Source organism: Thalassobaculum sp. OXR-137 (genome assembly GCF_034377285.1).
Lineage (GTDB): Bacteria > Pseudomonadota > Alphaproteobacteria > Thalassobaculales > Thalassobaculaceae > Thalassobaculum.
Genome location: NZ_CP139715.1, coordinates 4,054,335 through 4,079,401, shown reverse-complemented (window position 1 = coordinate 4,079,401; position 25,067 = coordinate 4,054,335). Strand labels below are relative to the sequence as shown.

General features: G+C 67.3%; 19 protein-coding genes. 10 read left to right on the top strand and 9 right to left on the bottom strand.

Annotated elements, in window-relative coordinates:
• Positions 1-3: 3 nt before the first annotated feature.
• Complete coding sequence (locus T8K17_RS19075; RefSeq protein ID WP_322331315.1) at positions 4-1,617, top strand: TRAP transporter large permease; 1,614 nt, start codon at positions 4-6, stop codon at positions 1,615-1,617.
• Positions 1,618-1,744: 127 nt separating this feature from the next.
• Positions 1,745-2,689 carry an alpha/beta hydrolase gene (locus tag T8K17_RS19070; RefSeq protein ID WP_322331314.1) on the top strand — a complete coding sequence of 315 codons (945 nt, stop codon included), beginning with the start codon at positions 1,745-1,747 and terminating at the stop codon, positions 2,687-2,689.
• 15 nt (positions 2,690-2,704) lie between these two features.
• On the opposite strand, the gene T8K17_RS19065 is transcribed toward T8K17_RS19070, so the two are convergent.
• Positions 2,705-3,145 (bottom strand): type II 3-dehydroquinate dehydratase, encoded by a 441-nt coding sequence (locus T8K17_RS19065; RefSeq protein ID WP_322331313.1) that lies wholly within the window; start codon positions 3,143-3,145, stop codon positions 2,705-2,707.
• Between the two features lie 26 nt (positions 3,146-3,171).
• On the bottom strand, positions 3,172-5,250 hold the full coding sequence (gene recG / locus T8K17_RS19060) for an ATP-dependent DNA helicase RecG (RefSeq protein WP_322331312.1): 2,079 nt from the start codon (positions 5,248-5,250) through the stop codon (positions 3,172-3,174).
• Positions 5,251-5,387: 137 nt separating this feature from the next.
• Between recG and T8K17_RS19055 the strand changes: the two genes are divergently transcribed.
• From T8K17_RS19055 to T8K17_RS19045, 3 genes are all read left to right on the top strand, one after another.
• Entirely contained in the window at positions 5,388-5,654 is a 267-nt protein-coding gene (locus T8K17_RS19055) for a succinate dehydrogenase assembly factor 2 (protein WP_322331311.1), read from the top strand.
• Positions 5,655-5,673: 19 nt separating this feature from the next.
• Complete coding sequence (mfd, locus tag T8K17_RS19050; protein WP_322331310.1) at positions 5,674-9,171, top strand: transcription-repair coupling factor; 3,498 nt, start codon at positions 5,674-5,676, stop codon at positions 9,169-9,171.
• Between the two features lie 135 nt (positions 9,172-9,306).
• Positions 9,307-10,176 (top strand): formate/nitrite transporter family protein, encoded by an 870-nt coding sequence (locus T8K17_RS19045; protein ID WP_322331309.1) that lies wholly within the window; start codon positions 9,307-9,309, stop codon positions 10,174-10,176.
• A gap of 117 nt (positions 10,177-10,293) precedes the next feature.
• Here the strand turns inward: T8K17_RS19045 and istB are convergent, their stop codons facing one another.
• Positions 10,294-11,166: an IS21-like element helper ATPase IstB gene (gene istB, locus T8K17_RS19040; RefSeq protein WP_028793182.1), complete on the bottom strand. Its 873-nt coding sequence runs from the start codon at positions 11,164-11,166 to the stop codon at positions 10,294-10,296.
• Positions 11,163-12,431, bottom strand: coding sequence for an IS21 family transposase (gene istA, locus T8K17_RS19035; protein WP_028793183.1), 1,269 nt, complete (start codon positions 12,429-12,431; stop codon positions 11,163-11,165). The genes istB and istA overlap by 4 nt, the downstream gene beginning before the upstream one ends.
• A 174-nt stretch (positions 12,432-12,605) precedes the next feature.
• Here istA and T8K17_RS19030 point away from each other — a divergent pair, with 174 nt between their 5' ends.
• Entirely contained in the window at positions 12,606-13,505 is a 900-nt protein-coding gene (locus tag T8K17_RS19030; protein WP_322331308.1) for an ABC transporter ATP-binding protein, read from the top strand.
• Positions 13,506-13,514: 9 nt separating this feature from the next.
• On the opposite strand, the gene T8K17_RS19025 is transcribed toward T8K17_RS19030, so the two are convergent.
• The 3 genes from T8K17_RS19025 to T8K17_RS19015 form a co-directional block, all read right to left on the bottom strand.
• A complete protein-coding gene (locus T8K17_RS19025) occupies positions 13,515-14,174 on the bottom strand; it encodes a DsbA family oxidoreductase (RefSeq protein ID WP_322331307.1) in 660 nt (219 codons plus the stop codon).
• Between the two features lie 102 nt (positions 14,175-14,276).
• Positions 14,277-14,660, bottom strand: coding sequence for a hypothetical protein (locus T8K17_RS19020; protein ID WP_322331306.1), 384 nt, complete (start codon positions 14,658-14,660; stop codon positions 14,277-14,279).
• 126 nt (positions 14,661-14,786) lie between these two features.
• Entirely contained in the window at positions 14,787-15,164 is a 378-nt protein-coding gene (locus T8K17_RS19015) for a hypothetical protein (protein WP_322331305.1), read from the bottom strand.
• A gap of 103 nt (positions 15,165-15,267) precedes the next feature.
• On the opposite strand from T8K17_RS19015, the gene T8K17_RS19010 reads away from it, so the two are divergent.
• Both T8K17_RS19010 and T8K17_RS19005 read left to right on the top strand, forming a co-directional pair.
• A complete protein-coding gene (locus T8K17_RS19010; protein WP_322331304.1) occupies positions 15,268-15,873 on the top strand; it encodes a helix-turn-helix transcriptional regulator in 606 nt (201 codons plus the stop codon).
• A gap of 70 nt (positions 15,874-15,943) precedes the next feature.
• On the top strand, positions 15,944-17,569 hold the full coding sequence (locus tag T8K17_RS19005; RefSeq protein WP_322331303.1) for an acyl-CoA synthetase: 1,626 nt from the start codon (positions 15,944-15,946) through the stop codon (positions 17,567-17,569).
• Between the two features lie 298 nt (positions 17,570-17,867).
• Here the strand turns inward: T8K17_RS19005 and T8K17_RS19000 are convergent, their stop codons facing one another.
• Positions 17,868-20,393: a mechanosensitive ion channel family protein gene (locus T8K17_RS19000; protein WP_322331302.1), complete on the bottom strand. Its 2,526-nt coding sequence runs from the start codon at positions 20,391-20,393 to the stop codon at positions 17,868-17,870.
• A 77-nt stretch (positions 20,394-20,470) separates the two neighbouring features.
• Between T8K17_RS19000 and T8K17_RS18995 the strand changes: the two genes are divergently transcribed.
• Positions 20,471-21,493, top strand: coding sequence for a Gfo/Idh/MocA family oxidoreductase (locus T8K17_RS18995; protein WP_322331301.1), 1,023 nt, complete (start codon positions 20,471-20,473; stop codon positions 21,491-21,493).
• Between the two features lie 4 nt (positions 21,494-21,497).
• On the opposite strand, the gene T8K17_RS18990 is transcribed toward T8K17_RS18995, so the two are convergent.
• On the bottom strand, positions 21,498-23,300 hold the full coding sequence (locus T8K17_RS18990) for an adenylate/guanylate cyclase domain-containing protein (protein ID WP_322331300.1): 1,803 nt from the start codon (positions 23,298-23,300) through the stop codon (positions 21,498-21,500).
• A 112-nt stretch (positions 23,301-23,412) separates the two neighbouring features.
• On the opposite strand from T8K17_RS18990, the gene T8K17_RS18985 reads away from it, so the two are divergent.
• Positions 23,413-25,002 carry a peptide chain release factor 3 gene (locus T8K17_RS18985; RefSeq protein ID WP_322331299.1) on the top strand — a complete coding sequence of 530 codons (1,590 nt, stop codon included), beginning with the start codon at positions 23,413-23,415 and terminating at the stop codon, positions 25,000-25,002.
• Positions 25,003-25,067 lie beyond the last annotated feature (65 nt).

The window sequence follows — 25,067 nt, the reverse complement described above, 5'->3', positions numbered from 1 at the left end:
CCGATGGAGTTCTTCGACGCGATCTACGATCACCTCTACGAGTTCATCGGCGCCTATATGTTCCTGGCGCTGGCGCTGACGCTGTTCACCGGTCTGCCGGTGGCCATCGCGCTCGGCGGCATTTCGGTGATCTTCGGCGGTCTCGCCATCTATCTCGAGTTCCTGGATGTTGCCGTATTCTTCCAGGTCATTCAGCGGGTCTGGGGCGGTGACGGTGCCTCCGGTGCCGTGCAGAACCCAATCCTGGTCGCGGTTCCATGTTTCGTCTTCATGGGCACGATGCTGGAGAAGTCACGGGTGGCCGAGGACCTGCTGCACATTCTGCAGGTGATGCTGCGGCGCGTGCCCGGCGCGCTTGCGCTGTCGGTCACGGTCATGGGCACGATCATGGCGGCGACCACCGGCATCATCGGCGCCTCGGTCGTCATGATGACCCTGCTGGCCCTGCCGGCCATGCTGCAGCGCGGGTATCACCCGGCCCTTGCGACCGGAACGATCGCCGCCTCGGCGACGCTCGGCATTCTGATCCCGCCGTCGATCATGCTGGTCCTCATGGCCAACCTGCTCGCGGTGTCGGTCGGCAACCTGTTCATCGGCGCGATCTTCCCGGGACTGGTGCTGTCGGGCCTGTACTTCGCCTACATTCTGCTGATCAGCGGTATCCGTCCGCAGCTGGCGCCGCCGCTTCCGGACGACGCCATCGTGCTCGAACCGACGCAGAAGAAGAACGTCGGCCGGGTCTGCATGGTTGTGGCCGGCGTCGTTCTCGTGGCCGTCCTCGGTGAGGAATTCCTCGGCGACGACATCATCAACTGGGGCCTGTGCGGCTTCCTGGTCATCTTCGCTGCCTGCATGATCCTCGGCCGGCTGGAGGGGGACACGATGCTGGGCGGCGTGCTCCGGGGCTTCGTGCCGCCGATCTTCCTGATCGTCATGGTGCTGGGCTCGATCTTCGCCGGGTGGGCGACGCCGACCGAAGCGGCCGGCGTGGGTGCCTTCGGCTCGCTCATTCTCGCCTGGTTCAACAGGACACTGTCCAAGCAGGTCCTCACCCAGGTGATCCACCGGACCGCGCTTACCACCGCGATGATCTTCTTCATCTTCGTCGGTGCGACGGCGTTCTCTACGATCTTCCGGAACGTCTATGGCGAGGATCTGATCATCGAATTCATCGAGTGGCTCGACCTGCATCCGTGGTCGCTGCTGTTCATGCTGATGTTCACGATCTTCCTGCTGGGCTTCTTCTTCGACTTCCTGGAGATCACCCTGATCATCCTGCCGGTCTTCGCGCCGATCATCCGAGCCATGGCGCCAGCCTTCGCCAACCATCTTGGATATGCCGACCCGGTGACAGTGGCGGATACGCAATTCCTAGAGGCACAGGTCATATATTGGTTCGCCATCCTGGTGGCGACGAACCTACAGACCTCGTTCCTCACGCCACCCTTCGGTTTCGCGCTCTTCTACATGAAGGGTGTGGCACCCTCCTCGGTGAAGATGCAGGACATCTATCTCGGTATCGTCCCGTTCGTGGCCCTGCAGGTGATCGGCATCCTGCTGGTGCTCGAGTTCCCGGGCCTGGCACTCTGGCTACCCGAGCAGATCCTCGGCCGCTGACGCGGCCGGGCCTACCGACGACCAAAGCGGCCGCTCCGGATCTCCGGAGCGGCCGTTCTCATTGGCGGGGCAGCGCGCTACGATCCCTCCATCAGGCACCGATAAGCCCCAAAAGGAGAGGAAGACCATGGCGCTGGATCCGCAATGCGTAGAGCTGATGGCTGCGATCGACGACATCGGCTCGCCGTTCGACACGGACGATCCGGTCGAGGCGCGGCGCCGGGTGCAGGAATCCGTCGACCGGGCCAAGCCCTATGGCGGACGGTTCAGCGCGGTGGAGAACGGCGGCTTCGACGGACCGGGCGGCAGGATCGCCTACCGTCTGTACCGGCCGGAGGATGCGGCGGAGAGCCCGGGGCCGGTGCTGGTCTACTACCACGGCGGCGGCATGGTCTTCGGCTCACTCGACAGCCACGACCCGATCTGCCGGGCGATCGCCGAGGCGGTGCCCTGCACGGTGATCTCCATCGACTACCGCCTGGCGCCGGAAACCCCGTTCCCGGGCGCGGCACAGGACGCCATCGCCGCCTTCCGCTGGGTGGTGGCCAATGCGGATGCGCTGGGCGTGGATGCAAGCCGGGTGGCGGTCGGCGGCGACAGTGCCGGCGGCAATCTTGCGGCGGTGGTCAGCAACGAGACCCGCGGCGACCCGATCCCGCCCTGTTTCCAGTGGCTGATCTATCCCAACGTGGATCTGGCGGCCGAGGGCGGGTCGATCGAGGAGTTCGCCGAGGGCTACTTCCTCACCAGGTCGGCGATGGACTGGTACAAGAACTTCTACGCGCCGAACCGGGCCGAGCGCCTGAACCCGCTCTGCTCGCCGCTGCGTGCCGACAGCCTCGCCGGGGTGGCGCCGGCGCTGGTCACCACGGCCGGCTTCGATCCGCTGAAGGACGAGGGCAGGGCCTATGTGGAGAAGCTGAAGGCGGACGGCGTGCCGGTCGAGTACATCGACTATCCTGGCATGATCCACGGCTATCTGCGGGCCTTCGCCATCGTCGACGTGGCCCGCCAGACCATCGCCGATTCCGCCCGGTCGATCCGCGCGGCCTTCGGGATGTCCGAAGCCTGAGCGCGGGGAGGGCGGTCAGGCCGCCCGCTTCTTCTTCACCACCCGGATCAGGGCATCGAGGCCGAGCAGATAGGAATCGATGCCCATCCCGGTGATCATCCCGTCCGCCTCGCTGGACGGGATCGAGGGGATGCCGCGCCGCTCGATGTTGGACATGTGGACTTCCACATAGGGCAGCGCTACGCCGCGCAGACAGTCGCGCAGGGCGTATCCGGCGTAGTTGAAGCCGGCCGGATTCATCATCAGCCCGTCTATCCCGTCGCGGGCGGCCTGGTAGATCCGGGTGATCGCCTCGCCCTCGATGTTTGTATAGAAGATGTCCAGCTCGACGCCGTAGCGCTTGGCCTCGTCCAGCAGCAGGGCGTCGAGCTCGTCGGCGGTCGTGGTGCCGTAGACTTCCGGCTGGCGCCGGCCCAGCCATTCCATGTTGGCGCCCTGGATCAGCAGCAGCTTCACCGGTTCCTCCCGTGTTCTTCTGACGTTTATGCGCCCCGCAGGTATCGCACGGCGGCGTCGCGCTCGAACAGGTAGAGAAGCGTGCGCACCGCCTTGCCGCGCGGCCCCTCCAGTTCTGGATCCTTGCCGAGCAGCAGGCGGGCGTCGTCGCGGGCGACCTCGAACAGGTCGTTATGGGCGGCCGCATCGGCCAGGCGGAAGGTCGGCAGGCCGCTCTGGCGCGTGCCCAGCACCTCTCCGGCGCCGCGCAGTTTCAGGTCCTCCTCGGCAATGCGGAACCCGTCCTCGCTGTCGCGCATGACCGACAGCCGCGCGCGCCCGGTCTCGCTCAGCGGCGGCGCGTAGACCAGCAGGCAGGTGGAGGCCTTGTCGCCGCGCCCGATGCGGCCGCGCAACTGGTGAAGCTGGGCGAGGCCGAAGCGCTCGGCGTGTTCGATCACCATCACCGTGGCGTCCGGCACGTCGACGCCGACTTCGATCACCGTGGTGGCCACCAGCAGGTCGACCGGCCCCTCCTTGAAGGAGAGCATCATCTTGTCCTTGTCCGGCCCCTTCATGCGGCCGTGGATCAGCCCCACCCGGTCGCCGAACCGCTCGCGCAGGGTGGCGGCCCGCTCCTCGGCGGCGGCGACGTCCAGCACCTCGGACTCTTCCACCAGCGGGCAGACCCAGTAGACCTTCGCCCCGGCATCCATGCGCCGGGACACGCCCTCGATCACGTCCATCAGCCGGTCGTTGGAGACCACCCGCGTGTCGATCGGCTGGCGGCCCGGCGGCTTCTCGGTCAGGCGCGAGACGTCCAGGTCGCCATAGGCGGTCATCACCAGGGTGCGGGGGATCGGCGTGGCGGTCATCACCAGGATGTCGACGCCTTGACCCTTCTGCCCCAGCACCATGCGCTGGTGCACGCCGAAGCGGTGCTGCTCGTCGATCACCGCCACGGCGAGGTCGCGGAACTCCACCTCCTCCTGGAACAGGGCGTGGGTGCCGACGACGATCTGCGCCGTGCCTTCGGCGATGCGGCCGAGAATGGCGCCGCGGGTCTTGCCCTTGTCCCGCCCGGTCAGGATCTCGCAGCGGATGCCGGCGGCGCGGGCCAGCGGTTCGATGGTGGCGAAATGCTGGCGGGCCAGGATCTCGGTCGGCGCCATCAGGGCCGCCTGTGCGCCGCATTCGATGGCGTTGGCCATGGTGACCAGGGCGACCAGGGTCTTGCCGCTGCCCACATCGCCCTGCAGCAGGCGCAGCATCCGGTTGGGTGCCGCCATGTCGCCTTCGATCTCGGACAAGGCCGTGCGCTGGGCGCCGGTCAGGCTGAACGGCAGGTTCTTCAGGATCGCGTCGCGCAGCCGTCCGTCGCCCTTGATGACGCGGCCCTTCTGCTTCTTCATGCGAGCGCGCACCAGGGCGAGGGCGAGCTGATTGGCCAGGATCTCGTCATAGGCCAGGCGCTGGCGGGGCAGGGAGTCCGGCTCCATCTCCAGCCGGCTTTCCGGATGGTGCACCGCCTTCACCGCCGCGTCCCAGGCGGGCCAGCCGCGCGCCTGAATCAGGGTCGGGTTGATCCACTCGTCCAGCGCCGGGACCCGCGCCAGAGCGCCCTCGATCGCCTTGCGGAGGATGCGCTGATGCAGCCCGTCGGTGGAGGGATGCGTCGGCTCCACGATCCGCACGCTCTCGGCCTCTTCCAACGGCACCACGTGATCGGGATGCGGCATCTGCGCCTTGCCGCGGAACCGCTCGACCTTGCCGCTGATCACCCGTTTCTGGCCGTGCGGCAGCAGCTTCTCCAGCCAGTCTCCCTTGGCGTGGAAATAGACCAGCTCGATCTCGCCGGTCTCGTCGGCGCAGATCACCCGGTAGGGTGCGCGGCCCCGGCCGGGCTCGTGGCGCAGGGTGGTGACGGTGAGGGTGGCGATCATCCCGTCCGGTGCGTCGGCCACCGTCGGGGAGAACCGGCGGTCGACCATGCCGCTCGGCAGGTGCCAGAGCAGATCGACGATCTGCGCCCCGACCGCCTTTTCGATCAGCTTGGCGTAGCGCGGGCCGATGCCCGTCAGCTGGCCGACATCGGCAAAGAGCGGAAAGAGAATCTCAGGGCGCAATGTCGCAACTCGTCCAGTCGGCGTGCCGGGGGTGGTCTCGGGTCTGTCCCTGCTTTATATCCCACAGCCCGGCATTGCGAGACCATCGCCGCCGCAAGGCAAGAATCCGGGTCGGACATCTCGAAGAGGAGTGCCGTATGACCGAGGCGCTGGAAGCCCGCCGCAAGCGACTGCGTTACCGCAGTACCTATACCGGCACCAAGGAGACCGACCTGCTGCTCGGCGCCTTCGCCGACCGGCATCTCGACACCCTGGAAGTTTCCGATCTGGACGATTACGAGCATCTGCTCAGCATCGAGGATCCGCGGCTCTATACCTGGATCACCGGGCAGGAGACCCCGCCCGACGAGTTCGACACGCCGGTGCTGCAGATGCTGCGCGACTTCAAACTGACCCAGGCCTGAGAAGAAGAAGGACCGGCCCATGGACATGGTGGGCGACCACGACCGGTTATTTGCCGACTTCCCGAAAGCCGTCGGCCGCGTCGCCATCGCGTCGGCCCCGGAAGGGGTGGATGCCGAGGCGATCGCCGCGCTGGCCAATGCCCGCGGTCTGCTGCTCCATGTGGCGCGCGACGACACGCGGGTCGCCGCCCTGGCCCGGGCCATTGCCTTCTTCGATCCCGACCTGCGGGTGATGCAGCTCCCGGCCTGGGACTGTCTGCCCTACGACCGGGTGTCGCCCAATACGGAGATCGTCAGCCGCCGGATCGACACGCTAGCCCGGCTCGCCGCGCGCAAGCGCAACGCCAAGCCGACGGTGGTCCTGACCACGGTCAACGCCGTGCTGCAGCGGGTGCCGCCCAAGAGCTTCTTCGACGGCGCCACCCTGGTCCTCAAGCTCGGCCAGTCCATGCCGCTGGACGACCTGACCGCCTTCTTCACCCGCAACGGCTACAACCGGTCCGACACTGTGCGCGAGCAGGGCGAATACGCCGTGCGCGGCGGCATCGTAGACGTGTTCCCGACGGGTACCGAGGAGCCGGTGCGCCTCGACTTCTTCGGCGACGACCTGGAGGAGATCCGGCGCTTCGACCCGATGTCCCAGCGTACCACCGGCAAGCGCAAGAGCGTGGCCTTCCTGCCGGTCGGCGAGGTGCTGCTCGACGACGCGACGATCCAGCGCTTCCGCTCCGGCTACCGCTCCCTGTTCGGCGCCGAGGTCACGGCCGATCCGGTGTATGAGGCGGTGTCCGCCGGCAGGCGCCATGGCGGCATGGAGCACTGGCTGCCGCTGTTCCACGAGACGCTCGGCACCGTTCTGGACTATGTCGACGACGCGCCGGTGACCCTGGATCACCAGGCGGAGGAATCCGCCTCCGCGCGGTTCGAGCAGATCGAGGAGTATCACGACGCCCGGGTGCAGATGCTGCGCGCCGGCGGGGCGGAGGCCGGCGGCATCTACCGTCCGCTCGGCCCCTATGCCCTGTATCTGGCGCCGGCGGACTGGTCGGTTCTGATGGCCGACCGGGCGGTGGGGGCGTTCACGCCGTTCTCCCTGCCCGAGGACGGAGCCGTCATCGATTTCGGTGCCCAGTCCGGGGTGGATCTGGCCGAGGCGCGGGCGCGCGGCGGCTCCGCCGTCTACGACGCCGTGCGCGATGCGGTGGTGGACGAGATCGGCAAGGGGCGCCGGGTCGTGGTCGCCGGCTACAGCGAGGGCTCCTGCGACCGGCTGGCCCATCTGCTGCGCGACCATGGCATCGACGCGATCGAACCGGCGCCCAGCCTCGAGGCGGCGATGGCCCTGCCGCCGGCCACGGTGGCGACGGCGGTGCTGCCGCTGGAGCACGGCTACCGGCGTGGCGACCTGACCGTCATCTCCGAGCCCGACATCGTCGGCGAGCGGCTTGTCCGCCCGTCGCGGCGGCGCAAGCGCCGGGGCGAGGACTTCCTGCGCGAGGTCTCCTCCCTGGAGGCGGGCGACTACGTCGTCCATTCCGAGCACGGCATCGGCCGCTATCTCGGGCTGGAGACCCTGGAGATCGGCGGTGCCCCCCACGACGTGCTGCGCCTGGAATATCTCGGCGGTGACAAGCTGTTCGTGCCGGTCGAGAACATCGACGTGCTGTCGCGCTACGGCAGCCAGGAGACCAAGGCGCAGCTCGACAAGCTGGGCGGCGCCGGCTGGCAGTCGCGCAAGGCGCGGGTTAAGAAGCGGCTGCTCGACATGGCCGAGGCGCTGATCGCCATCGCCGCAGAGCGCGAGCTGCGCAAGACCGAGCCGCTGTATCCGCCGCCGGGCACCTATGACGAGTTCTGCGCCCGCTTCCCCTTCACCGAGACCGAAGATCAGCTCAAGGCGATCGAGGACGTGCTGGAGGACATGGCGTCCTCGCGGCCGATGGATCGGCTGGTCTGCGGCGATGTGGGCTTCGGCAAGACCGAGGTCGCCCTGCGCGCCGCCCTGGTCGCGGCTGGCCAAGGCTATCAGGTGGCGGTCGTGGTGCCGACGACGCTGCTCTGCCGCCAGCATTATCGGAACTTCCGCGACCGGTTCCAGGGCTTCCCCATGCGGGTCGCCCAGCTCTCCCGCCTGGTCACCACCAAGGAAGCCAACGAGATCCGCGAGGGCCTGCGCACCGGCGACGTGAACATCGTGGTCGGCACTCACGCGGTGCTGTCGAAGCAGAATCAGTTCGACAATCTCGGCCTCGTCATCGTCGACGAGGAACAGCATTTCGGCGTGACCCAGAAGGAGCGGCTGAAGGACCTGCGCAAGGAGGTGCACGTCCTGACCATGACGGCGACGCCGATCCCGCGCACCCTACAGATGGCGCTGTCAGGCGTGCGCGAGATGAGCCTGATCGCCACCCCGCCGGTCGACCGGCTGGCGGTGCGCACCTTCGTCATGCCCTATGACGGGGTCATCATCCGCGAGGCCCTGCTGCGCGAGCGCTACCGCGGGGGCCAGACCTTCTATGTCTGCCCGCGCATCGAGGACCTGAGCCGGGTGCACGAGCGGCTGCTGAAGCTGGTGCCGGACCTGCGCATCGGCCTCGCCCATGGCCGCATGGCGCCGACCGAGCTGGAGGACGTGATGACGGCCTTCACCGACGGCAATTACGACGTGCTGCTGTCCACCAACATCGTGGAGAGCGGCCTCGACATTCCTTCGGCCAACACGATCGTCATCCACCGCTCCGACATGTTCGGCCTGGCCCAGCTCTACCAGCTGCGCGGCCGGGTCGGCCGGTCGAAGACCCGGGCCTATGCCTATCTCACCACCCATCCGACCAAGGTCCTGCCGCCGATCGCCAAGCGCCGGCTGGAGGTGATGCAGACTCTGGACAGCCTGGGGGCGGGGTTCTCGCTGGCCAGCCACGACATGGACATCCGCGGGGCCGGCAACCTGCTGGGCGACGAGCAGTCGGGCCAGGTGAAGGAAGTCGGCATCGAGCTGTACCAGGAACTGCTGCGCGAGGCGGTGGAAGCGGCCCGGGCGGGCGAGGGGGCGGTGACCGAGGACAGCTCCTGGACGCCGCAGATCGCCATCGGCATGCCGGTCCTGATCCCCGACGCCTATGTGCCGGACCTGTCGGTGCGCATGAGCCTGTACCGGCGGATCGCCATGCTGGTGGACCAGGACGAGATCGACGGGTTCGCCGCCGAGCTGGCCGACCGCTTCGGCCCGACCCCGCCGGAGGTGGAGAACCTGCTGAAGGTGGTCGCCATCAAGGGCCTGTGCCGCTCGGCCGGGATCGAGAAAGTCGATGCGGGACCGAAGGGGGCCATCGTCGCCTTCCGCAACAACACCTTCGCCAACCCGCAGAAGCTGGTGAACTTCATGCAGCAGCAGGCGGGCTCGGTGCAGCTTCGCCCGGATCACAAGCTGGTCTACCGCCGCGCCTGGAACAAGCCGGAGCAGCGGGTGCTGGGGCTGACCCGGCTGATGGAGGAACTGGCCGCCCTGGCGGCATAACAGTTCCGTGATGTCGACGGCTTGGTGGCGGCTTTCGGGGAACCGGAGGCCGCCCGCGACATTGTAGCTTGAATGAACACATCAAAGCCCGGACCGGAAAACAAAGCGTCGCACGGGAGTGACCCCGAAGACATCGTGCCCCACGAGTCGGACGAGGCCCGTGCCACATCGCCGGCGCGGGTGACCAAAGCCCGCTCCAATGTCGAGGAGGCGGAGAAGAGCGCTCAGCGGGTGGAGGAACTCCGGCCGCTGTCCTCGGACGAGATGTTCGAGGTCGTTCGGCTGAACGGGGTGGAGGAGCTCCGCCGGCCGACCCTGTCTCTGGCCTTCTCGGGACTGGCCGCCGGGCTCGCCATCGGATTTTCCGTCATCGCCGAGGCCGCCATCCTGGGGCGGCTGGACAGCGATGCCGGCTGGGCCTCCCTGGTCGGCGACATGGGCTACACGGTCGGCTTCATCATCGTGGTTCTGGGCCGCCTGCAGCTCTTCACCGAGAACACGATCACCCCGGTCCTGCCGATCTGTCATGCGCCGACCCGCGCCAACTTCCTGGCGCTGACCCGGAACTGGAGCATCGTGCTCGCCGCCAATATCGTCGGCGTCACCATCTTCGCCGCCTTCCTGATGTGGCTGCCCTCGATCTCCCATGACATGCGCGAGGCGATCCTGCACCTCGGCCGGCACTCGGTCGACGGCGGCTTCTTCGTGACCCTGACCAAAGGCGTGGGTGCCGGCTTCCTGGTGGCCGCCCTGGTCTGGGTCAACGCCAACAGCAAGGGCTCGGCCCTCGCGGTGGTGTTCGTGGTCGCCTACATCATCGCGCTGTGCGAGTTCTCGCATGTGATCGCAGGCACCATGGAGATCGTGGCCCTGGTCATGGCCGACAGCATCACCCTGTCGGGGGCGGTCTTCGGGTTCTTCATCCCCGCGCTGATCGGCAACGTCATCGGAGGGACCGTGCTGTTCGCGTTCATCTCCTACGGTCAGGTGTACCAGGAGATCTGAAGTGTTCCTCAGCAGACCCAAGCGGATCGACCGGACGGGCGACGACCGGCCGGCGTCTGTCAATGCCGCCCGTAATTTCCCCAGAAGCGCCGAAGTAAATTTCCCCAGTTTCGCCGGTCAGGTTGTCGCGGTGATGTGGTCGTTTTTGGGCGGCCGTCCCCTTGGCCGTCGTAGCGGTGCTGGGGTCGGCGGTGTGATGGTAGCCTTGGAGCGGACGTGCTCGGGCATGAGGTCGGCGTGCTGGCGCAACCGGTAGCTGGAGCCTTCGATCTGGATGACCAGAGCATGATGCAGCAGGCGGTCGAGGAGTGCGGTGGCGACGACCGGGTCTCCGAACACCTCGCCCCATTCGGCAAAGCCGCGGTTGGAGGTCAGGACCATCGCACCACGCTCGTATCGGGCGTTGACCAGCTGGAAGAACAGGTTGCCACCCCCAGGAACGACGGGCAGGTAGCCGATCTCGTCAACGATCAGCAGAGCCGGTCGACAGAAGAAGCGTATGCGTTCCGTCAGCCGTCCCTCGCGCTCGGCGCGGGCGAGTTGCCCGAGCAGGTCGGCGAGTGTGCAAAAGTAGACACTGCGCCCTGCCTTCACCGCCTCGACGCCGAGGGCGATGGCCAGATGGCTCTTGCCGGTGCCGGGCGGGCCGAGGAAGTGGACGACCTCGCAGCGACCGATAAAGCCGAGTTGTGCGAGGGTGAGGATACGATCGCGGTCGAGCGACGGCTGGAAGGAGAAGTCGAACCCTGAGAGCGTCTTGATGGTCGCCAGTCGGCCCATGCGCAGGGCCGTCTTGATGCGGCTGTTCTCGCGCAGGGTCAGTTCCTCGGCGAGCAGCATGTCGATGGCCTCCAGAGCACCGATCTCCCCGTGCTCGAGGCGGCGCACGACCTGATCGAGGGCTTCCAGGGCGCGTGGCATTTTCAGACCGACCAGATCGTGGCGGATCCGCTCCAGGGTCGACGGGGTCAGATCACCTGGAGCGCTCATGACCGGCACTCCCGGGCAAGACGGCGAGCGACAGCGTCGTAGAACTCCAGGGAGCGCTGAGCGACCACGTCGCCGGTTCGGCTGACGACCACATCTCCGTCGGCTCCACGTCTTCGTCCTGTGGAGCCCCCTCCTTTTCGGTGTCCAGGAGCCACCCGGCGCTGGTGGCGGCCTTCCAGGACCGGATGGGTCGCGATCAACGTGCCGTCCTCGAAGATCCTGATCTCCTGGGCGAGCGTGTGCACCTCGACCGTGCGCCGCCGGGTGGCATCCGGAACGCTGTAGAAGTTGCCACCGACGCTTACCATCCCTTCCCGGGAGATCCGTCGCTCCAGACGTAGTACGGAGCGGAACGGCGCCAGAGGCAGAACCAGCAGGTGCGGCTTCTCCTCGGCGAACGCCTCGTTCACGACCCGCCGGGTTGTGGCATGCACCCTGGGATTGGCGACACTGTCCAGCCAGCGCCGCAGCTGCTCGTTCAGATCGTCCAGGTTGCGGAACGAACGGGCCAAGAAGAAGTCCTCGCGGATGTATCGGAACGGCCGCTCGACCTTGCCCTTGGTCTTGGCCCGGTAGGGCTGGCACGCGCGCGGGTGGAAGCCATAGTGGCGGGCCAGATCCACAAGGGCCCTGTTGTAGACGATGCCGCGCGGCTCCCCGTCAGCAGCTTCGCCGATCACCGCCGTCTTCATGCGGTCGTAGAGAAGCTCGCGTGGCACGCCGCCGATCGCGTCGAAGGCGGCGACGTGGCAGCGCAGCACTGTCGCTAGGTCCTGATGGGCGACGAACCGTGCCCAGATCAGGCGGCTATGCCCCAGGACCAGCGAGAACAGCCACACGATCCGCGGCTGTTCCGGCTCATCGGTGAACACCACCTGGAACTGAGCAAAGTCGACCTGTCCTTGCTGACCGGGAGGTGTCTCGAAGCGGATCTCATAACCCGGTGTCGGCGCGGGACGGATATCACGCAGATAATCCGTCACCGCCGTATAGCCGCCGCTATAGCCGAGGTCCCGCAATTCTCGCAGCAGCCGGGCGCCGGTCAGGCCAGGCCACGTCATCACGCGTTCGCGCAGATAGGGGGTGTACGGATCCAGCAGACGTGACCGTGGCCTGCGTGGGCCATAGCTCGGTGGCTCCAGGCCGCGCTCGATGTAGCGACGAACGGTCTTGCGGTCGAACCCGCTCTCCCGTGCGATCGCCGATATAGACAGCCCCTGCCGATGCAGTTCCAAGATCATGAGCATCTCTCCCAGTTTGATCACCGCCGAACTCCTCTCGCCGACCGAGAGGAGCATCGGCAACTCGCCGCCGCCGGTCATCCGGGGCGCGCCCCGGATGACCGGCGACACGCCAACTGGGGAATTTTCAAACGGCGGTTCTGGGGAGATTCACTCCGGTATCAACAGGCGTCCAACCTGGCGTCGTTCATGTGGCGCATGAGCGGCTGGTATCAGCTTCCGGCCTGCGCTCTGGCGCTTCTGGTTGCGGGGCTCACCGTGGTTCCGCTGGAGCTGCAGCGCCGGATCATCGACGACGCGCTCGCCCAGGGGAACGCAGACCTGCTTCTCACCCTGGCGATGATCTATCTCGGCGTCATCAGCCTGAACGGCATCGTGAAGTTCACGCTGCGGGTCTATCAGGGCTGGCTGGCGGAGAGCGCCATCGCCTATTGCCGCCGCCACATCATCAACCTGCATGGCCGGGAGACCAAGGGCGAGGGGCGGAACGGCACCGCGGTCTCGATCGTCAATCACGAGCTGGAAGCCATCGGCGGCTTCGTCGGCGACGGCATCTCGGACCCGCTGGCCCAGGTCGGCGTTCTTGTCGCCATCGTCGTCTACATGGTGGCGGTGGAGCCGATGATCGCGCTGGTGAGCGTCGCCTTCCTCGGGCCGCAGATCCTCGTGATCCCTCTGATTCAGCGCAAGCTGAACGCTCTGGTGGACAAGCGGGTCGACCTGATCCGCTCGCTCAGCGAGGACGTGGCTGAACAGTCCGAGGACGAGGACGACCAGCGCCGGACCGACAACGACATCCGCCGGATCTTCGGCAACCGGATGCGGTTCTTCCTGTGGAAGTTCCTCGGCAAGGTGGTGCTCAACTTCCTCAACGCCGCGGCACCGCTGATGGTGCTGGGCTTCGGCGGCTGGATGGTGGTGCAGGGCAGGACCGAGGTCGGCGTGATCGTCGCCTTCATCTCCGGCTTCAACCGCATGGGCGAGCCGCTGCGAGACCTGATCAACTACTACCGCACCTACGCCCAGACCGACGTGAAGCACGACAAGGTGGCGAGCTGGATGGACGACCGGGCCGGCGCGGACGACAAAGCCGGCTGAGCGCGCGGCTCAGGCCGTGTTGGCGGCGACCGGCTTGCCGGCGGCTTCGTTCTGAACCAGCTCGAACAGCGGGAAGAACGCCTCCGGCTCCTGCGCCCCGGCCAGCGCGTAGCGCCGGTCGAAGATGAAGCAGGGCACGCCGTTGATACCGTTCTCATAGGCGAAACGGGTTTCCGCCAGCACGTCGGCCACCCCGTCGTTGCCGGTCAGGAAGGTCTCCGCCTCGTCCCGGTCGAGTCCGGCCTCGGCGGCGATGTCCGCCAGGGTCTGCACGTCGCCGATGTTCTTGCCGTCATAGAAGTAGCCGGTGAACAGCTTCTCCACCAGGGCGTCGGAGGCGCCGCGTTCCGTGGCGAAACGGATCAACCGGTGCGCCCGCACGGTGTTCGGCGTGGTGCCGATCTTCTCGAACTGGAAGTCCAGGCCTTCCTTGCGCCCGTTCTCGCGGATCGTGTCGTAGATCTGCGCCGCGCGCTCCGGTCCGCCGAACTTGGTCTGCAGGTAGGTCTGCCGCGGCATCCCCTGCACCGGCATGTCCGGGTTGAGCTGAAAGGCCCGCCAGTGGATCTCCACCTGATCCTGGGGCCGCTGGGCGAGGGCGCGCTCCAGCCGGCGCTTGCCGATGAAGCACCAGGGGCACACGACGTCTGAGAAAATATCGATACGCATGGTCAGACCCTAACGTGCACCCCCGGCGCAGACAACCGGTCTATGGCGACCGCGCCGGGGGAACGAACGGTTTAGATCGGATGGGAGTAGGCCCCACACTACCTAGTTCACGATCGGGTTACCGCCAGCCGTGGCTGTGGTGCAAAGAAGATCAGTGCCTGGGCCTGGGTACTCGAAAAGGTGATAGGAGGTGTAATCGTTCTGATTGTGATAGACGCGAACCGTCATGTGGTTCTTACCATTTCCGGGAATGCATTCCGTGCCGTCGTCGTGCCATCCCCAGGACACTCTGCATCTGTTGTTGTGGTAGGCATCCCGGACCGCCCGGGCGCTGGAACTGGCCGCATGTTCCTCAATGTCCGGGTCGATTGTCCCTCCGACGTCGCCGATGAGGGGGCAGCCTGCCGCGACGGCAGGATGTGGCATCGCGGCCATCGCGAGTAGGCCGATGACTCCCAATGCGAGCGTGACGACAACCGTCTTCATGGCGATTCCTTTCGATGTCTGATGACGCAAATGTCCGACCTGCGCGAGATCAGCGTCTGAAAAGAACCCCGAACGGATATCCCATCACCGGAGGGACGCTGACAGAGAAGCGGACTGGCTACAGAGCTAGTTGTTGACCACCACCACCTGATTGTTGATGACGGTGGTGGTGCAATAGCGGGCGTTGTTGTTCGCCACGGCGTAGCCGAAGACGTGATAGCGGACGCCGTTCACATCGACCGTGATGTGGTTGTTGCCCATGCCGCCGCGGCAGGCCGCTCCCGTCTGGTGGACCGTCGAGGCCAAGGTGCAGGTGGCATTGGCATAGGCGGTGCGAACTGCTGCGGCGCTGGACGTCGCCGGCCACTGATCCTCACCGTTGTGATACCGGAAATGGTTCTGCCCGATTGCGCAGGCTGCTGTAGCCGGCTTTGTGTCTGCCAGAAGGAGTGCTGAGGCGAGTGCGGCTATGCTGCAGGTCAACGCGAGGAATGAATGTCTCATCGTGGTCTCCTGTTGATCGTTCGGCCGCGTGCGGCCTCATCCCGCTGCTTCAAACAGTTGCGAATAACGGGATATTCATCGATAGTAGGTGCACGGTAAGATTGTGGCGCCTCCCATCCGGGAGGCCGTCCTTCGGCGGGTGCAGGAAGCGGTGAACGACGCGGCAGAGAACCAGTCGGGGGCGGCGGTCGGGGCGGTGATCGACGCGCTCGGCTTTCCCGCCGCCATCGTGGATGCCGGAAAGCGGGTCGTTCACGCCAACCGCCTGTTCCTCGACCTTCTAGCCTGCGACACCGGTGAGAGGATGTGGCGGCGGCTGAGGATCGACACGGCGTCCGGCTCCGGCACGCGGTTCGTGGTCGATCTGGGAGACGGAGCCGCCGGCCCCCGGATCGTCGGTGTGCGGGCGCTGGCAGGGTGCAATCACAAGGCGTATCTGGTCGCGGTCTCGACAGCCGGTCCCGCCGACCCGACCCTTGAGGGCGATATCACGCCGGCCGAACAGGCGGTTCTGTTCGGCATGCTCGCCGGGCGGAACCTGGCCGGAATCGCGCGGGACCGCGGCACCAAGGTCAGCACCGTGCGCTGGCACCTCAAGAACATCCAGTCGAAGCTCGGCATGACCGACAAGGCGGAGGTGATCGCCTGGATCGCCCGCAGCCCGGTCTGCTGGCTCGCCGGGAGGCCGGATCCCGGATCGGACGCTTGACCTTTGTCCGGCCCACGGAAATGGTTGAGGCTTCCGTCCCCGACGAATGCCCGCCAAGGACCGACCGACGATGACCGCCTCCATCTACGACCGCGACCTGGACCGCACGCCGGCCAACTACGCGCCGCTGACGCCGAGCGACTTCCTGGCGCGGGCCGCCCATACCTATCCGGACAAGGTCGCCGTCATCCACGGCACCCTGCGTCAGACCTATGCGCAGACCTATGCCCGGGCCCGGCGGCTGGCCTCGGCCCTGACCCGGCGCGGGATCGGGGTCGGCGACACCGTTGCGATCCTGGCGCCGAACACGCCGGCGATGCTGGAAGCGCATTACGGCGTGCCGATGTCCGGCGGCGTGCTGAACGCCATCAACACCCGGCTCGATGCCGCCACGGTGGCCTTCATCCTGGACCACGGTGCGGCCAAGATCGTGCTGGTCGATCGCGAGTTCACGGGCGTCATGTCCCAGGCCCTGTCGCAGTCGAAGGGCGATCCGACCGTGGTCTGGATCGACGACATCCTGGCCGAAAGCGGCGATCCGCTCGGCGAGTGCGAGTACGAGGCGTTCCTGGCCGAGGGCGATCCGGACTTCGCCTGGTCCTGGCCGGCGGACGAGTGGCAGGCGATCTGTCTGAACTACACCTCGGGCACCACCGGCGATCCCAAGGGCGTGGTCTATCACCACCGCGGCGCCTATCTGAACGGCATGGGCAACGCCATCGCCTTCCAGGTCGACCGGAACGCCCGGTATCTGTGGACCCTGCCGATGTTCCACTGCAACGGCTGGACCTTCACCTGGGGCGTCACGGCCGCCTGCGGCACCCATGTCTGCCTGCGCAAGGTCGACCCGAAGCTGATCTTCGAGCTGATCGGCGAGCACACGGTCACCCATATGTGCGGCGCGCCGATCGTGCTGACCATGCTGATCCACGCCCCGGACGACGTGAAGCGCCGCTTCGAGCACGAGATCCATATCGGCACCGGCGGCGCCGCCCCGCCCAGCGCGGTGATCTCCGGCATGGAGCAGATGGGCTTCAAGGTCGTGCATCTCTACGGCCTGACCGAGACCTACGGCCCGTCGGGCATCTGCGCCTGGCCGCCGGAATGGAACGAGCTGATGCTCGATGACAAGGCCCGCAAGATGGCCCGCCAGGGTGTCGGCTATCCGACGCTGGAGGGATTCCGCGTGGTCGATCCGGAGACCGGCGAGGACGTGCCGCGCGACGGGGCGACGATCGGCGAGATCGCCATCCGCGGCAACACGGTGATGAAGGGCTACCTGAAGAACCCGGCCGCCACCGCCAAGGCCTTCGTCGACGGCTGGTTCCGTTCCGGCGACCTGGCGGTGATGCATCCCGACGGCTATGCCGAGGTGAAGGACCGCTCCAAGGACATCATCATCTCCGGCGGCGAGAACATCTCGTCCCTGGAGGTGGAGGACGTGCTGTTCCGCCATCCCAAGATCATGGAGGCGGCGGTGGTCGCCCGGCCGGACGAGAAATGGGGCGAAACCCCCTGCGCCTTCGTCACCCCGAAGCCGGGAGCCGAGCTGACCGAGGAGGAGGTGGTGGCCTTCTGCCGGGAGAACATGGCGCATTTCAAGGTGCCGAAGACCATCGTCTTCACCGACCTGCCGAAGACCTCCACCGGCAAGATCCAGAAATTCGTCCTGCGCGAGCAGGCCGTCGCGATGTAGCGGAGGGGCGGCCATGGCTGCCGAGACCGGCTTCCAGATCCGCCGGCCCGGGTTCGCGGCGGACGACCGGTAGTCCTAGCGGCCGGCCCTTCGACACGTCCCCCGGATTGTCATCCGGGGTCCTGCTCAGGGCGAGGTCATTCTCAACACTTCACTTTTCGTCATCCCGAACTCGTTTCGGGACCTATGGACAGATGATGAAGCATGAGGTCCCGAAACGAGTTCGGGATGACGGTTGTTGTTTTGACCTCGCCCTGAGCAGCCCCGCAGGGGCGTGTCGAAGGGCCGGCCCACCCCTCTAGCTGTCCATCTCTCCGCCCTTCGGCGCCTGGTGGTCGAAGGCGGGTTCCGTCGGGACCGGGCCCAGCATGCGGTCCTGGACGTCGTCGCGCCGGAGCCGGGTGTCCGTGTGCGGCCGCGGGAAGGCGATGCCGGCGGCGCGCAGGCGCTCTGCCACCGCGAAATGCAGGTCGTTGGTCACCGTCAGGAAGTTGTTGATGTCGGTGAGATAGACGCGCAGCTGCAGCCGCATCGCCACGTCGTCGAACCCGTGGAAATACAGGTACGGCTCCGGCCAGGTGGCGACCATCGGGTGCTCGGACGCGATCTCGAGCAGCATGTCGCCGACCCGCTTGGGATCCTCGCCGTAGCTGACGGGGACCGCCACGTCGATCCGGCCGTACTTGTCCTTGTGGGTATAGTTGACCAGGGCCGAGGAAATCAGCTCCGAATTCGGGATGATCACCTCGGAGCGCTGGAAGGTCTGGATCTCGGTGGCGCGTACGTTGATGCGCTTCACGGTGCCCTCGAAGGCGCCGATCTTGATCCAGTCGCCGACCTTGATCGGCCGCTCCGCCAGCAGGATCAGGCCGGACACGAAGTTGTTGACGATCGCCTGCAGGCCGAACCCGATACCGACCGACAGCGCACCGGCGATCAGGGCGAGGTTCGACAGGTCGAAGCCGACCACCGCCACGCCGGTCAGCAGCGCCAGGGTCACGCCGACATACCCGATGCCGGCGGTCACCGAGTGCTGCACGCCCGTGTCGATATGGGTGTGCGGGAAGATCCGGCGCACCAGCCCGCGTTGGATCATCCGGGTGATCACCAGGGCCACGAAGAACGCCACCAGCCCGGCCAGCAGGCTGCCGGGCGAGATCCGGACCGAGCCGACGTCGAAGCCGTCGAGGGTGCGCAGGACGATCAGGTACAGATCCCCCGCGCTCATGCCGGCGATCAGCGCCACGCCGATCAGGGCGGCGGCGAAGGTCGCCAGATCGATCAGGATATTGAACCAGAAGATCGTCCGGGTGATCGCGGTGTCGCTCGCCCCGGCGATGCGCTGGATCCAGCGGTGGGGGCGGGTCTCCTGGTCGTCGACGATGCCGGCCAGATCACGGATCAGGCCGCGTGCCATGATCAGGGCGAGGGCGAGGAAGCTGATGTCGATCAGCTTCGACAGCACCCAGATCGCCGCCTCGCTGTAGCCGACGATGGCGAAGGCCACACCGGCGACGGCGACCAGGATCAGCACCCAGCGGATGACGGTTCCCGGATCGACCCCGGCGCGCGCATCGTCGGACTCGTCGTCGCCGAAGACCGTCTGCGCCTGGGGCTCCCAATAGACCCTGCGCAGCAGCGCGAGCAGGTTGGTGGCGATCAGCAGGCTGAACACCAGGGCGAAGCTCGAGCGCAGCTCCGGCGTGATGTCCAGGTTCTGGGCCACCTGGATCAGGAATAGGGCGACGTGCAGCGTCGTCAGCAGGATCAGCGAGCGCCGCCAGATCACCGAGACGGATGCGTCGGGAATGTCGGGCAGGCGCCAGGGGGTGTTGTGCGGCGACAGGGCGGCGCGGATCAGCCCGGTCAGCAACAGATAGCGCACCAGCGCTTCCTGGGCCGATACCAGGACGATGGCGGCGAACCCGGAGGCGAGCGCCAACTGGTCCGTCACGTAGATCGGTGCCGCGATCACCGCCGCCGGCGCCAGCCCGCGGGAGATCGCGACGACCACGGCGGCCAGCACCTTGCGGGAATAGGAGCCGGGCTCTCCATGGGGACCGAACCGCCGCTCCAGCCAGAACAGGGACGCCAGCCAGAAGGCCAGCGCGGCCAGCGTCACGGAGATCAGCGGCGGCAGCGCCGTGGTGCCGCGCTCGAGAAACCGGCGCAGATCCATCACCGGCGCCGAGACGATCCGCGCCAGCACGTCCAGCCCGTCGCGCAGGCCGGTCAGCAGCACGTCCGGGCGCAGCGGCGTCGGATACTGGGTGAACAGCCGGTCCCGCAGTTCCGCGACCCGGGCGACGCCGATCCGCTCCACGAGCTGGTCGGCCAGCTCGATCAGCAGGCCGATTTCCTTGTGCCGGCCTTCGATCTCGCGCAGCCGTTCCGTCAGCTCGCCGCGCCGGCGCAGGACCGCGTCCGGCTCCAGACCGTCCTCCGGGGCCGGGCCGAGGGAGGCGATCTGGGCGTTCAATTCTGAGATATGGGCGTCGAGCCGGCGCCGCTGTTCCTCGATCACCCCTTTGGTTTCGAGGATCTGGGTGCGGATGATCGCGAGCTGTTCCTGGCTCAGATCCGCCCGCCCGCCGATCAGGCGGAACATCTCCAGCGCCTGTTCCCAGCGGGTGATGTCGCTGTCCGCCTCGTCCAGAATGCCCTCGAGATCGGGGCTGGTGGCGGGGGCCAGGGAGCGCGACAGCGTCTCCTGCAGGCTGTTTCCGGACGGCGCACCGGTCGGCTGGGCGAGGGCCGGCTGGCCGTAGAGGCTCCATCCCAGGACCGCGAGGGCGAAGCCGACAAGGAGGGCAGGGCGCAACATGGGGGCGATGTGCCATGGCAGGCGCTTGCGCACAAGCGGCGTCTGGACCAGCCTCACGGCGTTGACAGGAGGTACGGATGACCGACCGGATCGCGATCGTCGGCTGCGGCTATTTCGCGGCGTTCCATCATGAGGCCTGGACCCGCATTCCCGGGGCGCGGGTGGTTGCGGTGTGCGACCGGGAACCCGCCCGGGCCGAGGCGGTCCGCGCCCGGCATCATCCGGAGGCCCGGGTGTTCGACGACGTGGCGCGGATGCTGGACGAGACCGGGCCGAGCCTGGTCGACATCGTCACCCCGCCGGCCACCCACGCCCCGCTGGTCGCCCTCTGCGCCGCCCGGGGCATCGACGTGATCTGCCAGAAGCCGCTGGCGCCGGACCTGGAGGCCGCCCGGCGGCTGGTGGACGACGCGGAGGCCGCCGGGATCCGGCTGGCGGTGCACGAGAACTTCCGCTTCCAGCCCTGGTTCCGCGAGGCCCGGCGGGCGATCGACGGCGGCCGGTTCGGCCGGCTGCACTCGGTCGCCTTCCGGATGCGGCCGGGGGACGGGCAGGGGCCGCGCGCCTATCTCGACCGCCAGCCCTATTTCCAGCAGATGACGCGGTTCCTGGTGCACGAGACCGTCGTGCATCTGATCGACACCTTCCGGATGCTGATGGGCGAGCCGGTGACGCTCTACGCGGACCTGCGGCGGATCAATCCGGTGCTCGCCGGCGAGGATGCGGGCTACATCCTGCTGGGCTTCGAGAGCGGGAGCACCGGCCTGGTCGACGGCAACCGGCTGAACGACCACGTGGCCGACAACACCCGGCTGACCATGGGCGAGATGTGGCTGGAGGGGGAGGGCGGCGTGCTGCGCCTCGACGGCGCCGGCCGGCTCTACTGGAAGCCCCATGGCGGGGCCGAGGCCGAGCACGCCTATGCCTGGGAGAACCGGGGCTTCGGCGGCGACAGCGTGTTCGCCACCAACGCCCATATCGTCGAGGCCTGGCGCGCCGGTACGCCGGCTCAGAACGAGGGCCGCGCCTATCTGCGCAACATGGAGCTGGTGGAGGCCGCCTACGCGTCCAGCGAGGCGGGGCGCCGGCTGGACGTCTGAGCGGTCAGCGCAGCCGCCAGACGCGGATCGGATGGGACACCCCGCGCAGGGCGCGCTCGCCGAGGCTCTGCGCGTCGGCGGGCGGGCCGCCGGCGTCGGTCACCGTGACGTCGCTGGCCAGAGCGACGATCTCGGCCGTTGGATCGACCTCCTTGCCGAGCTGCTCGATCCGGTTGGCGACGTTCACCGGTTCGCCGACCAGGGTGTAGTTGACCCGGCCCGGCGCCCCGATATTGCCGACCACGACGGTGCCGGAGTGCAGCCCGATGCGGATCCGCACCGGGGGCTCGTCCCCTGCGGTCCGCACCTCGTTCTCGGCATGGATCGCCCGGGCGATGGCGCCGGCGGCCCGGATCGCGCGGGCGGCGTGGTCCTCCTGCCGGCTCGGCGCGCCCCAGAACGCCATGACGCTGTCGCCGATATATTTGTCGATCGTGCCGTCCTCGGCCTCCACGCAGCGGGCTATCAGCGAGAAATGGGCGTTCAGAAGCTCGGAGATCTCGCGGGCATCCTTGCCGTCCGACAGCTCGGTGAAGCCCGTGATGTCGGTGAACATCACGGTGACCTCGCGGCTGCGGGTCGGATAGCCGTCGGTCTGGGGCGCGTCCATCAGCCGCTTGACCAGCCGGCGCGGCACGTACAGCTCGAACCAGCGCAGCGCCCTCACCATGCTGTAGAACGCCGCCGAGGCGTCGCGCAGCTCGGAGACCGTCGTCGCCGGCGCGTCGGGGATGTCGTCCAGATCGAGCCGCCGGATCGCGTCCGAGGCCAGCGCCAGAGCGGTCACCGGCTGGCGGACCGACTGGGCGACCCGCCACAGCAGGAACAGCGTCAGCGCCAGCACCGTGCCGCCGGCGATCAGGATCCCGTACAGCCGGGTGAACAGGATTTCCGAACTCTCCGTGCTGGCGACCACGCCGACCGTCCATTGCAGCGGCGCCACCGCGCGGAACGGCGCGGTGATGACCGCGTAGTCGATGTCGTCCCCGCGCACGACCGCGGAGTTCAGGTCCGGCAGCCCGCGCAGCAGGGTAGTCTTCTCGGTATCGCCGCGCACATAGGCGGCCAGAACCTCGTCGCCGATTTCCTCCGCCGTCGGCGCCACGTCGCTGTGGTCGCTGGGCAGGTTGAAGTTGGTGCGGTGGTGGGCGATGACCCGGTTCTCGGAATCGAGCAGGAAGGCGCGGACCGCCGGCGTCGACAGCCGCTCCAGGAAGGTGGACAGGTCGTCGGTCGTGATGCCGCTGGCGACGAAACCCAGGACCTCACCGTCGCGGCGGATCGGATAGCGGGCCACCACCAGGGCACGGCCGATATCCTTCGCCCAGATCGGGTCGGTCCAGGTGACGCTGTCCCCCGAGGTGACGGCGTCGAAGTTCTCCCGGGTCACGCCGATATCGGTCCAGGTCCCGCGGGCGACCAGATCCTCGCGCCCGATCCGGATGGTCCGGCCGTCCTTGAGGACGATGGCGGTGCCTCGGATCTGCGGAATCGCCGCCATGGTGAGCCGGACCCGGTCGATATCGCCGGAGCGGAAATCGAACTGCTCGGTCTCGATCATGCGGGCGACGGTCCGGGCATGGTCGGCGGCCGTGCGCAGATGCGTCTCCGTGCGCGTGGTGACGACGCGCATCACCTCCACCACCCGGTCCCGGATCAGTTCGACCGTGTTCTGCCCGGCGGCGATGAAGCCGGTGGCGAGCACGATGGCCAGGGACAGGGTCACGAGCGCGCCGACGCCGCCGAGCAGGAGCCAGGCGATAGGAACGCTGCGGGGGCGGAGCAGAGGTTTTTTGCGCGAGAACATCGGATAGGTGCATAAGCGCCCCGCGCCTCGGCGTCCAGCGCCGAGCCTTTACTTGATGATCACGGGCGCGGGGTTTATCTAGCGCCGGTCCAGATACCGAGCGGAAATGTCCATGCCCAGCCTGGCCGAGGAAGTGGATCGGCGTCGTACGTTTGCGATTATCTCGCACCCCGACGCCGGCAAGACGACCCTGACCGAAAAGCTTCTGCTGTTCGGAGGCGCCATCCAGTTGGCCGGTGCGGTGAAGGCGCGCGGCGATCGCCGGCGTGCGCGCTCGGACTGGATGAAGGTCGAGCAGGAGCGCGGCATCTCCGTCGCGTCCTCGGTCATGACCTACGAGTATATGGGCCGGACCTTCAATCTGCTCGACACGCCGGGCCACGAGGATTTCTCCGAGGACACCTATCGCACGCTGACCGCCGTCGACAGCGCGGTCATGGTGATCGATGCCGCCAAGGGCATCGAGGCGCAGACCCGCAAGCTGTTCGAGGTCTGCCGCCTGCGCGACGTGCCGATCGTCACCTTCGTCAATAAGCTGGACCGCGAGGGCCGCGATCCGTTCGAGCTGCTGGACGAGGTCGAGCAGACCCTGGCGCTCGACGTCACGCCGGCGAGCTGGCCGATCGGCATGGGGCGCAGCTTCAAGGGCTGCTACGACCTGTTCCGCGACCAGCTCATCCTGGTGGAGCGGGGCAACAACGACCGCCCGGCCGAGGGCATCCAGTGCAAGGGGCTGGACGACCCGAAACTGGACGAGCTGCTGCCCGCCGCCCAGGTCAAGGAGCTGCGCGAGCAGGTCGAAATGGCCCGTGGCCTGTGCCCGGAATTCGACCTTGAGGCGTTCCGCGAAGGGACGATGACGCCGGTCTATTTCGGCAGCGCGCTGAACAATTTCGGGGTGCGCGAGCTGCTGGAGGGGGTGGCCGAGTTCGCGCCGTCGCCGCGCCCGCAGCCGGCGGTCGAGCGGCCGATCCTCCCGTCGGAGGACAAGGTCTCGGCCTTCGTCTTCAAGATCCAGGCGAACATGGATCCCAAGCATCGGGACCGCATCGCCTTCGTGCGGCTCAGCTCCGGCCATTTCAAGCGCGGCATGAAGCTGAAGCACGTGCGCAGCGGCAAGATGATGACCATGCACAACCCGGTGCTGTTCCTGGCCCGCGACCGCGAGGTGGCGGAAGACGCCTGGCCGGGCGACATCATCGGCATTCCGAACCACGGCAACCTGCGGATCGGCGACACCCTCACCGAGGGCGAGGACCTGCACGTCAAGGGCATCCCCAGCTTCGCGCCGGAGCTTCTGCAGCGGGTACGTCCGCTGGATCCTATGAAAATGAAGCACTTGTCGCGCGCTGTTGAGCAATTGGCTGAAGAAGGTGCGGCCAAGGCGTTCAAGACCCGCCTGGGCAGCCAGTGGATCGTCGGCGTCGTCGGCGCCCTGCAGTTCGAGGTGCTCGCCGACCGCATCCGCACCGAGTACGACGTGCCGGTGACCTTCGAATCCGCCGGGCTGCACACCGCCCGGTGGATCGCCGCCGACGATCCGGCGGAGCTGAAGCGGTTCACCGACGCCCATGGCGGCGATCTGGCCGAGGATCACGACGGGGACCCGGTCTTCCTCGCGCGCAACGGCTGGCATCTGAACCATACGGCGGAGACCTGGCCGAAGCTGCGTCTGCTGGCCACGAAGGAGCCTGCGACCTGAGCGCAGGCGGCGCCGAAAACGGGGGCGTCATAAAAACGCATCTGACGGCAGGTTAAGTCAGTTGT

Bases quoted from the DNA above. Each gene is read 5' to 3' on its own strand.
- T8K17_RS19075 (WP_322331315.1), top strand. From the start codon at position 4: ATGGAGTTCTTCGACGCGATCTACGATCACCTCTACGAGTTCATCGGC.
- T8K17_RS19070 (WP_322331314.1), top strand. From the start codon at position 1,745: ATGGCGCTGGATCCGCAATGCGTAGAGCTGATGGCTGCGATCGACGAC.
- T8K17_RS19055 (WP_322331311.1), top strand. From the start codon at position 5,388: ATGACCGAGGCGCTGGAAGCCCGCCGCAAGCGACTGCGTTACCGCAGT.
- mfd (WP_322331310.1), top strand. From the start codon at position 5,674: ATGGACATGGTGGGCGACCACGACCGGTTATTTGCCGACTTCCCGAAA.
- istB (WP_028793182.1), bottom strand. From the start codon at position 11,166: ATGAGCGCTCCAGGTGATCTGACCCCGTCGACCCTGGAGCGGATCCGC.
- T8K17_RS19030 (WP_322331308.1), top strand. From the start codon at position 12,606: ATGAGCGGCTGGTATCAGCTTCCGGCCTGCGCTCTGGCGCTTCTGGTT.
- T8K17_RS19025 (WP_322331307.1), bottom strand. From the start codon at position 14,174: ATGCGTATCGATATTTTCTCAGACGTCGTGTGCCCCTGGTGCTTCATC.
- T8K17_RS19020 (WP_322331306.1), bottom strand. From the start codon at position 14,660: ATGAAGACGGTTGTCGTCACGCTCGCATTGGGAGTCATCGGCCTACTC.
- T8K17_RS19015 (WP_322331305.1), bottom strand. From the start codon at position 15,164: ATGAGACATTCATTCCTCGCGTTGACCTGCAGCATAGCCGCACTCGCC.
- T8K17_RS19005 (WP_322331303.1), top strand. From the start codon at position 15,944: ATGACCGCCTCCATCTACGACCGCGACCTGGACCGCACGCCGGCCAAC.
- T8K17_RS19000 (WP_322331302.1), bottom strand. From the start codon at position 20,393: ATGTTGCGCCCTGCCCTCCTTGTCGGCTTCGCCCTCGCGGTCCTGGGA.
- T8K17_RS18995 (WP_322331301.1), top strand. From the start codon at position 20,471: ATGACCGACCGGATCGCGATCGTCGGCTGCGGCTATTTCGCGGCGTTC.
- T8K17_RS18990 (WP_322331300.1), bottom strand. From the start codon at position 23,300: ATGTTCTCGCGCAAAAAACCTCTGCTCCGCCCCCGCAGCGTTCCTATC.
- T8K17_RS18985 (WP_322331299.1), top strand. From the start codon at position 23,413: ATGCCCAGCCTGGCCGAGGAAGTGGATCGGCGTCGTACGTTTGCGATT.